13 protein-coding genes are annotated in these 9,192 nt (G+C 42.8%); all 13 read right to left on the bottom strand.

The window, feature by feature from the left end; all coding sequences use genetic code 11:
* The coding region (locus tag WAO38_RS09935) for a F0F1 ATP synthase subunit B' (RefSeq protein ID WP_422236687.1) at positions 1–330 on the bottom strand (330 nt) is incomplete at its 3' end.
* Between the two features lie 68 nt (positions 331–398).
* Positions 399–1,241 (bottom strand): ParB/RepB/Spo0J family partition protein, encoded by an 843-nt coding sequence (locus WAO38_RS09930; protein ID WP_422236686.1) that lies wholly within the window; start codon positions 1,239–1,241, stop codon positions 399–401.
* A gap of 9 nt (positions 1,242–1,250) precedes the next feature.
* Positions 1,251–2,036, bottom strand: coding sequence for a ParA family protein (locus WAO38_RS09925; protein ID WP_422236684.1), 786 nt, complete (start codon positions 2,034–2,036; stop codon positions 1,251–1,253).
* Positions 2,033–2,668 carry a biotin--[acetyl-CoA-carboxylase] ligase gene (locus tag WAO38_RS09920; protein ID WP_422236682.1) on the bottom strand — a complete coding sequence of 212 codons (636 nt, stop codon included), beginning with the start codon at positions 2,666–2,668 and terminating at the stop codon, positions 2,033–2,035. Before WAO38_RS09920 ends, WAO38_RS09925 begins: the two co-directional genes overlap by 4 nt.
* The gene (fmt, locus tag WAO38_RS09915) at positions 2,649–3,560 is read right to left on the bottom strand and encodes a methionyl-tRNA formyltransferase (RefSeq protein ID WP_422236680.1); all 912 of its coding nucleotides are present in this window, start codon (positions 3,558–3,560) and stop codon (positions 2,649–2,651) included. The genes WAO38_RS09920 and fmt overlap by 20 nt, the downstream gene beginning before the upstream one ends.
* A complete protein-coding gene (gene proB, locus WAO38_RS09910) occupies positions 3,560–4,330 on the bottom strand; it encodes a glutamate 5-kinase (protein ID WP_422236678.1) in 771 nt (256 codons plus the stop codon). Before proB ends, fmt begins: the two co-directional genes overlap by 1 nt.
* Positions 4,327–5,424 carry a GTPase ObgE gene (gene obgE, locus WAO38_RS09905; RefSeq protein WP_422236676.1) on the bottom strand — a complete coding sequence of 366 codons (1,098 nt, stop codon included), beginning with the start codon at positions 5,422–5,424 and terminating at the stop codon, positions 4,327–4,329. The genes proB and obgE overlap by 4 nt, the downstream gene beginning before the upstream one ends.
* Positions 5,425–5,572: 148 nt before the next feature.
* Positions 5,573–5,830, bottom strand: coding sequence for a 50S ribosomal protein L27 (gene rpmA / locus WAO38_RS09900; protein ID WP_015654103.1), 258 nt, complete (start codon positions 5,828–5,830; stop codon positions 5,573–5,575).
* A gap of 21 nt (positions 5,831–5,851) precedes the next feature.
* Positions 5,852–6,160 carry a 50S ribosomal protein L21 gene (gene rplU / locus WAO38_RS09895; protein WP_300008329.1) on the bottom strand — a complete coding sequence of 103 codons (309 nt, stop codon included), beginning with the start codon at positions 6,158–6,160 and terminating at the stop codon, positions 5,852–5,854.
* Positions 6,161–6,221: 61 nt separating this feature from the next.
* Positions 6,222–6,593: a RidA family protein gene (locus WAO38_RS09890; RefSeq protein WP_422236689.1), complete on the bottom strand. Its 372-nt coding sequence runs from the start codon at positions 6,591–6,593 to the stop codon at positions 6,222–6,224.
* Between the two features lie 12 nt (positions 6,594–6,605).
* Positions 6,606–7,001 carry a thioredoxin family protein gene (locus tag WAO38_RS09885; RefSeq protein ID WP_422236673.1) on the bottom strand — a complete coding sequence of 132 codons (396 nt, stop codon included), beginning with the start codon at positions 6,999–7,001 and terminating at the stop codon, positions 6,606–6,608.
* Positions 7,002–7,030: 29 nt separating this feature from the next.
* A complete protein-coding gene (dapE, locus tag WAO38_RS09880) occupies positions 7,031–8,128 on the bottom strand; it encodes a succinyl-diaminopimelate desuccinylase (protein ID WP_422236671.1) in 1,098 nt (365 codons plus the stop codon).
* Positions 8,125–9,192: MutS-related protein (locus tag WAO38_RS09875; RefSeq protein WP_422236669.1), on the bottom strand; the 1,068-nt coding region annotated here is incomplete at its 5' end. The genes dapE and WAO38_RS09875, both read right to left, overlap by 4 nt.

Here is a 9,192-nt window from a genome sequence, read left to right as displayed (position 1 = left end):
TTCGCCTTCGAACGTTGCGTACTCAAGTGCTAATTCAGCACGTTTTGTCTCTATTTTGCTATTTGCCAGCGCTTTGGTCTCAGCAATAACTTTTTCTCTTAATGCCGCTGCTTCCAGTTTAGCGTCACTCATAATCTTTTCAGCCTGGGCATGAAATGCGGCGATTTCAGAATCGTTGTTTCCAACTTGTTCCAAATCTTTTTTAATATCCGCATCCCGTTTTTCCATATAACTGAAAAGAGGTTTGTAAAGCAAACTGTTTAGTAGGGCAATAAGGACAAGGAAGACAATCAGTGTGCTGCCTAACAGCATCGGACTTATATCTAACATACCACCTCCTAAAAGTTGCGTGATTATACAACTTATAAATTGAAGGGACAGTTAAACGTCAAAAGATATTAAGAAAGTAGGTCTAAAAATGATTCAATTTGATCATTATCTTCAAATTCAATGGTTAGTTTATAGCCTTTGGTGCCACATTTATAACCAAGGTTCTGTAAATGTTTTTTCAAAGCGATAAAATCCAACCCTTCTATCTCTAAAGGATCACGCTGTATATTTGTAGGAAGTTTGATTTTTTTAACCATACTTTCCACATCACGAACACTCAGTTTTTGGCCGATGATAGAATCTATCATCATCGTTTGTTCGTTTCGGTCCAGCCCTAAAATCACTTTTGCATGACCGGCCGTAATTTTTCCTTCAACAAGTGCTTTGCGCCCTTTTTCACTCAGCTGTAAAAGACGCAAAGTATTTGTGATTTGCGTTCGGCTTTTATGAACGGTTTGGGAAAGCTGCTCATGGGTCAATTCATGAATATCGATCAACTCTTGATACGCTTGCGCCAAATCAATGGCATTAAGTTCATCACGCTGAATATTTTCGATCAATGCCTGTTGACGCATCTGCTCATCACTGACACTGACGACAATCGCTTTAATGGTTTTATTTTTTGCAAGTTTGCTCGCACGTAAACGTCTTTCACCTGCTATTAGAATGAAACCGTCTAAATCTTCTTTGATGACAATGGGCTGCAGCAGGCCATGTACTTTAATAGATTCAGCAAGTTCAGCCAAAGATTCAGGGTCAAAATGTTTTCGGGGTTGATAAGGATTAGGACGGATTTTAGCTAAAGCAATCTCTTCGACTCCACCTCTTTTGGGAAGTTCGTTGTCGTATGCTTCCTCAATTTCACTGAGCAGCGCTCCAAGACCTCTGCCTAATGCGGATGCTTTCGCCATATTTTTCCTTTAGGCGATGATGGCGTGTGCCAAATCTTGGTACGCCATGGAGCCACTTGATTTTACATCATATAAAATTGCCGGTTTGCCGAAACTCGGTGATTCGGCCAATTTGACATTGCGTGGAATCACGATAAAATCATCAGGTCCACCGGATTTAAAAAGTTTTGCCTGGAAATGTTGACGCAAATCAGCAAATACCTGACGGGAAAGATTATTTTGCGCACTGTACATCGTCGGCAAAAAGCCTTTGATCGTCAATTTCGGATTAATCGTTTTACGAACCAATTTAACGGTATTGAGTAATTGTGCCAGTCCTTCCAATGCAAAAAACTCACATTGGATAGGAATAATGACCGAATTGGATGCTGAGAGTGCATTGATCGTCATCGGTCCAAGTGCAGGAGGTGAGTCGATAATAACATAATCGTATTCGTCTTTGACCTGCGCGATAGCACGTTTTAAGATGAGTTCTCTCCCTTTTGCGTTATCCGCATCATAGTACTCTTTTTCAACTCCGACCAAGCCGATATTCGAAGGGGCAATAAAAAGTTTTGGCAATGCTGTTTTTAAAATAATTTCTCGAAGTTTTTTGGCACCGATCAGTACATGATAGATATTAAACTCATAATTGTTGCGATGATACCCTAATGAGGTCGTTGCATTTGCCTGCGGATCAGCATCGATCAGCAATACTCTTTTTTCAGCAACGGCTAGGGATGCGGCTAAGTTGACGGCGGTTGTGGTTTTACCCACTCCCCCCTTTTGATTGGCAATAACAATAACTTCACTCATCGTAAACTAAATATCCTTTGGCCATCGCACTCTAACGATCCGTCTTCAAGTAAAACGGCCCGCTCTAATGCAACTTTTTCATTATTGTTGTGGGTAAAAAACTTTCTGCTATTCTCAAATTCTATCTGGTATTTACTAAAAATCTGCTTCCACGGTGGTAAATTTTTAAACAATGAACAGTAACCTTCTGTTAAATCATATGCATCCACGTCAATGTCAATTTTTGCAAAACACTCAGGTGCCGATACCAAATTCAGCCCGATACCGCACACAAGGGTTTCTCCCATCAAATTAGTAATGACACCCCCGATTTTCTTATCATCAATATAAAAGTCATTGGGCCATTTAAGCCATACGTTTGAATTTAATGACGTTAAAAAATCTTTCATCATGAATGCCAAATAAATCGATGACGATTCAAGTTTCAAATCATCCGGGAGCATTGACCTTGGAATTGCCAATGAAATAAAAAGATTCCCACTCATTCCTGTCCACGAGTTGCCTCGTGAACCTTTGCCTTGTGTTTGAGATACTGCTCCGATGCATACCGGAGCTGATAAACGCGATGCTTTTAACTCTTCTAACAGGTAAACTTGTGTCGATTCAAGCGACTCAAACCAATGGATGTCCACACCCGATCCGTTTTCCGTTGAGATAATCAACGACTGAAGTCTCCTGTTTGGACGGAGCTTGAATCTTCATGATGCGTAAAGATCCCTTAGTACATTGAATGACGATACTCTCTTTGTCAACCTGTGTAATGATGCCCGGTTTTCCTGAGCTATTCTCTTCTTCCAATGCCATCACTTTGATCTTTAGCCCGGATTCGAGATATATTCCCGGCCAAGGGGTAAATGCCCGGTAGCGGTTATAGATTTCTCGAGCATCCTCAAATGCGATTAATCCGTCCGATTTAAGAATTTTTGTGCAGTGGGTCGCCTTAGCATCGTCTTGGGGAGTAACACCTTTACGATCCCAATGACGAATAACATCTAATGTCAAAGTAACGGCTGTATCCGTAAGTCGTTTATACAGAGAAGCAGCCATTTCATCGGGAGCAATGGAGAGCGTTTCGATTTTAATAATGGCTCCGGTATCCAGCCCTTCATCCATCCACATGGCCGTAACGCCGCTCATCGCATCATTATTCAAAAGACTTTGCTGTATCGGACTGGCACCCCGATATTGAGGGAGAATCGATGCATGCAGATTGACACACGGAGCATGATCCAAAATAGCTTTCGGTAAAATTTGACCATATGCGGCAACAATAATCATGTCGCAGGAGATTGCCAATAACTCATTCACTACAGATGCATCCCGCAATCTCGATGGCTGGTATACCTGTATATTCGCTTCTTCCGCCAAAACTTTTACCACAGGAGGCGTCAACGTCCCTTTTCGCCCTACCGGTTTATCCGGCTGTGTATACACGGCGACAACATCAACATCGTCTGCGTTGATCAAAGCTTCCAAGATTGATGCGGCATAATCGGGTGTCCCCATAAAAATAACGCGTGTCATCAAAACGTCTCGGCAGCTTTAAACAAACTGCCGCCTTTATGTTCTCCGGCTATCAAAAAACTTCGGGCATCGCTTAAATCAAATCCGCTTGCCAGGAACATCGCCCCGCCCCGCTTTAAGAGAAAATCAGCTGCTTTCAGTTTGGTGACGATCCCCCCTGTCGCAAAATTGTGATTAGGAGTGACTTCCATCAAAAGTTCTTCAGATGAAATACTTTCTATGCGGGTCCGAACCAATGCATCTTCATATTTGCGGGGATCTTTATCGTAATAGGCATCAATATCGGACAAGATCACTAATAAATCTGCTCCGAAATGGTGCGCTGCATAAGCGGATAACTGGTCATTGTCGCCTAAAACCAATTCTTCCGTTGCGGTTGCATCATTTTCATTAATGATAGGTATGACATTGTGTTTCAGAAGCGTTTCAATCGTATCTTTAGCTTTTTGAGACTGTTCGAGTGTATTGAAATTAGCGGCTGTTACCAATACTTGAGAAGGGAGAATATTATAATGCTCAAACATCTTTCGATATTTGTTCATCAATATCGGCTGTCCGATAGACGCAAGGGCCTGTTTGTTCGCTAAAATCTTTTTATCAAGCTTTAATTCCGTATAACCGGCAGCGACTGCTCCGGAAGAGACAAGAATGACTTCATAACTCTTTTTAAGTTCGGCGATAAAATCAACCAGATTTTGCATTCGGTCTTTTGCGATTCGGTTTTGTTCACTTAAAACCGCACTACCGACTTTAACGACAATCCGCTTCATGCGCGCTCCGTTACGACCATTTGATAAAGTGCATACGTCAATGGTTTGATATTCAAGTTGATCGCAGAAGAAATCGGTGCTATAAATGCCGGTTTCGAAGCATCATAAAATGCTTTATCAAAATCTTCTTGTTCATATACCGGATACTCGTCGCTAAACGCAAATCGGCTCTTTTTCACCGGATCAAGTTTGAGCAGTTTTAAAAATCCATTGGTTTTTTCAACAGCTTCTTCAGGACTCATAGCATCGGCTCGGGTCAAGGCAATGGCAAAATTACGCTTGGCTAAAAGTGGAGAGAAATTTTCAAGCTCTTTTTTAAGCGTTTCATACTGGTATTCCAACTCATGGTACGAAGCCAGATCAATCATGAACAAAAGAGTTTTTGTCCGTTCAATATGACGCAAAAATTTGAGACCAAGCCCTTTGCCTTCAGATGCTCCCCCGATTATTCCCGGGATATCCGCCATGATATACGAATCAAATTCGCCGATGTTAATCTGTCCGAGTTTTGGCGTCAGTGTCGTAAACTCATAGTTGGCGACTTCAGGGCGTGCATTCGAAACCGTAGAAATCAACGTGGATTTTCCGACATTCGGAAATCCGACCAGCCCGACATCCGCGATTAGTTTAAGATCAAGACGGACGACACGGGTTACTGCCGGTTCACCGGGTTGTGCATACATCGGTTTTTGATTGGTTGAAGATTTAAAGTGGACATTTCCAAGTCCCCCGCGCCCGCCGGTAAGAAATAAAACTTCCTGACCGTCTTCAAGCAGATCCAAAAGTATTTCACCTGTCTCGACATCGACGACTTGTGTTCCCGGAGGAACAACAACAACCAGGCGTTTACCCGCTTTGCCGGCCATATTCGATCCTGCACCCGGTTGTCCTTTTTCAGCTTTTAGGTTTTTATTCCCCTGAAAGTGAGCCAAAGTATGGGTATTGTTATCGACTTTGAAATAGACATCGCCGCCTTTACCGCCGTCACCGCCGTTCGGACCGCCTTGAAGGACATATTTCTCTCTACGGAAAGCAACACACCCTGCTCCCCCTTTACCGGATGAGACGGTAATTTCTACACTATCACTAAACATGGATGTCCTTCAAGTTGTTTTGAACATTTGCCCCGGATGAGACAATTATTATTTGCTTAACACTATACTTCAATGGAAAAGTACACAATTAAAAAGATAATTTTGGAAATGGATTCAGAATCGGGCGAAAGCCCGATGAAAATGAAAATTAAGCAGCAGGGATGATAGAGACTTGTTTACGTTTTTTGTCTTTACGCTCAAACGCAACGACACCGTCAACCAACGCATACAATGTGTGGTCTTTACCCATACCCATGTTTTTACCCGGGTGAACTTTTGTTCCGCGCTGACGAATAACAATGTTACCCGCTCTTACGAATTCACCACCGTATTTTTTGACACCGAGTCTACGTCCCGCTGAATCGCGGTTATTCTGTGTACTACCCTGACCTTTCTTATGAGCCATGCTGTCCTCCTACTTTAATAATTACGCAGCGATCTTAACGATACGAACGCGTGTGTGATCTCTTCTGAAACCACGTTTCAATTTACTGTCTTTACGGCGACGTTTTTTGTAGATCACGACTTTACGGTCACGACCTTCATTGATAACCTCAGCAGTAACAACAGCACCCTCTACGAATGGAGTACCGGTTTTAAGTTCACCGTTATTCACGGCAAGAACTTCTTTGATTTCGACGGTGGCTTTAGGATCAAGTCCCATTTTATCGAACAAAAGGATATCACCCTCTTGAACTTTATACTGTTTTCCGCCGTTTTTGATAATTGCGTACATTAGCGTTCCTTACTTACAAGTCTACAAAAAGTGGCGAATTATAGCCAACGTTTATTTAAGCTTAAATTAAAGCGATCGCATCGATCTCAACAAGTGCATTTTTTGGTAACGTTTTCACGGCTACCGTCGAACGCGCAGGCTTGTGATCCCCGAATGCTTCACCGTAAATAGTATTGACCGCGGCAAAATCATCCATATCTGCTAAAAAGATCGTTGTTTTGATCACTTTATCGAAAGAACTTCCCGCTGCTTCTAAAACCGCTTTTAAATTTGAAACAACTTGAACGCATTGTTCACTCACCGTTCCGTTGACCATCTCCCCCGCAGGTGTAAGAGCAATTTGACCGGAAGTAAATACCATCCCGTTAGCAATCATCGCTTGGGAATACGGTCCGATCGCGGCGGGAGCATTTGGGGTTTGTACATTTTTAATCATTTTTATCCTTTATTTTTTAGCTTTTCGTAATGCATCATCAAGAATCGATTGGTAATCTTCACTCGGCCAATATCCCGGAATAGAATAGATCACTTTGCCGTCACCATCCAAGAAGTAGCTCATCGGTACCATTTTAGCACTCAGGTTTTTCGGATAAACACTTTTATCCCGAGTTACATGAACCGCTTTGAATTGAGAATTGATTCGCGCAATGACCGCTTCGTCTTGCAATGTAGTCGCTTCAAGTTTTCGACACCATCGGCACTGTTCGCTCGTAATAAGCACCAGCATCGGCTTGGACTCTTTTTTTGCTTTTGCCTGTGCTTCGGCAAAAGTGTCGTTCCATGCGATCTCAGCACCGAACACCCCGATACTTAATAGGATCAATACGATCAATTTTTTCATAACATTACCTTCTTTAGTAAAATAGAATTTTATCGAAAATTATCGATTAACTTTGTAAAAACAGTATAAAGATTTTTTACTTCATCAATGGATGTCCGCTCATTCGGAGCATGAATCGTATCATTGATAACACCGAACTCGATAACATCAATCCCATAGGATGCTACAAAACGGGCATCCGATGTCCCGCCGGCAGTAGAATTTTTAGGGACTGCGCCGCATACAGACTCTATAGCATCCGAAAGAGCACGGACTATTCGTGTATCCGCATCTGTAACAAACGGCTCAGCCGACTGATCGAGTCGGAGAGTATAATCCAGCCCGTCCAAATGCTCCGCAATAAACGACTCAATCGATCCTTTATCCGTACGAGTGGAGTTACGGACATTAAACATCATCTTAAGTTTTCCCGGGGAAACATTCGTCGTCTCGATTCCCGCTCGAATATCCGTAATGACAATCTGACTAGGAGCGAAATATTCATCCCCATTATCCAAAAAAGCGCCTGCGATTTTCGAAAGTACCGGTGCAATTTGATGAACCGGATTGATCGCTTTTTCCGGATAGGCGGCATGACCTTGTTTCCCAATTATTTCAATAATCCCGTTAATCGATCCCCGTCGTCCGACTTTGATCGCATCCCCGAAAGTGACCTCACAGGTCGGCTCTGCGACAACGACGGCATCCGGAAGCAAATGATGCTCTTTGAGATATTTCAACACTTCAACCGTTCCGAATTTTGCCGGACCTTCCTCATCAGAAGTCAGTAAGATGGAAAGTGTCCCGTTATATTCACGCGCTTCTTTAAGTGCTTGAACAAATGCAGCTACACCGCTTTTCATATCCTGCGCACCGCGGGCATAAATATAGCCATCTTTTTCGGTTGCGATAAACGGGTCGGTAGTCCAGCCGTCTCCAGCGGGAACGACATCGACATGGCCTGCAAAACACAAATGCTTTCCTTCGCCGAAAGTACGATAGGCAAAAAAGTTTTTAACCCCTTCTCTATCGATACGAATGACCTTAAATTCATTCAAATAGTCTGATAAAAATTCAAAAATACCGCCATCTTCGGGAGTAACACTGTGTGATTCCAAAAGTTGTTTAAATAGCTCTATAACGTTCAACGTAAATCCTCTTTTAATTGCGTCTCATATTCCAGTCGTAAACCTTGTGGTGTCATTATAAAACCCTTCAGTTTGATTTTGCCTTGTGCGATTTGGCGAGAGTGGGTTTCACATAATGCTATAAGATGGTGATGTTCTTTTGCAGCACTGCTTTTTTGCCGGTTTCGTACCAATGCCCCGCAGATCACACATTCAGAGGCAACCACCTCACGATAACGTTTAATATACTCTTTTTGATTGCCCAATTCCAATACATCATACTCTTTTGCCAAATTTTCCCGTAATCGCTTGGCATTTTGTAAAAAGTGCGGATCCATATGAAGCGACTCGGCAAATTCTAAACCATATACGCTGCTCCCGCGCCCCGGTTTAAGTATCCGGTCGTAGATCAAGCGATCGTTCTCAGCATTGTAATGAACACTCAAATGCAGATTGACCACTTCACGTAAACGGCTAAGCTCACTAATCATAGAAAGCTGGTGCAAATGGGTCGTCATCAGAAAGAGAGCGCCTTTTTGTGAGAGTTCCATAATCGTACTCGCAACAATAGCAACGGCGGAGAGCGTTTCCGTCCCGTGGCTGATCTCATCCCCTAAAATAAGAGAGCGGGATGTTGCACGGCTAAAAACAGTGTTGAGTTCCAACATCTCTACTCCAAAAGTCGAGAGTGATTTTGCGACATTATCACGTGATTGTATACGGGTATAGACACCGTCAAAGAGTGAAAATTTCATCGCTTTTGCGGGAACATAGAAACCGGCTTGTGCCAGAGCCACGGCAATTCCGATACTTTTCATGAGGGATGATTTCCCGCTGGAATTGATCCCATACAGTAAAACTCCGCGGATATTGGCGCCGTCGTGTACTTTTGAATCCAGCATGACCGTATCCGGATACGGTAAATCAAGATGATCGCGATCCCCCATGACAATATCATTGGGAACATACGCTATCCCCTGTGCTTCTACCAGTAAATGGCGTAATCCGCTGATTTGTAAAAAATTTTCTTTTGAGGACTCAATAATACTCGGACGTACAAGCGCATACTTTTGGGCATTCAAGGC

Source organism: Sulfuricurvum sp. (assembly GCF_049277495.1).
Lineage (GTDB): Bacteria > Campylobacterota > Campylobacteria > Campylobacterales > Sulfurimonadaceae > Sulfuricurvum.
Note: the sequence above shows the minus strand (reverse complement) of the source record. Positions and strands in the feature narration are given on the sequence as shown.

Bases quoted from the DNA above. Each gene is read 5' to 3' on its own strand.
- WAO38_RS09930 (WP_422236686.1), bottom strand. From the start codon at position 1,241: ATGGCGAAAGCATCCGCATTAGGCAGAGGTCTTGGAGCGCTGCTCAGT.
- fmt (WP_422236680.1), bottom strand. From the start codon at position 3,560: ATGACACGCGTTATTTTTATGGGGACACCCGATTATGCCGCATCAATC.
- obgE (WP_422236676.1), bottom strand. From the start codon at position 5,424: ATGTTTAGTGATAGTGTAGAAATTACCGTCTCATCCGGTAAAGGGGGA.
- WAO38_RS09925 (WP_422236684.1), bottom strand. From the start codon at position 2,036: ATGAGTGAAGTTATTGTTATTGCCAATCAAAAGGGGGGAGTGGGTAAA.
- rpmA (WP_015654103.1), bottom strand. From the start codon at position 5,830: ATGGCTCATAAGAAAGGTCAGGGTAGTACACAGAATAACCGCGATTCA.
- proB (WP_422236678.1), bottom strand. From the start codon at position 4,330: ATGAAGCGGATTGTCGTTAAAGTCGGTAGTGCGGTTTTAAGTGAACAA.
- rplU (WP_300008329.1), bottom strand. From the start codon at position 6,160: ATGTACGCAATTATCAAAAACGGCGGAAAACAGTATAAAGTTCAAGAG.
- WAO38_RS09885 (WP_422236673.1), bottom strand. From the start codon at position 7,001: ATGAAAAAATTGATCGTATTGATCCTATTAAGTATCGGGGTGTTCGGT.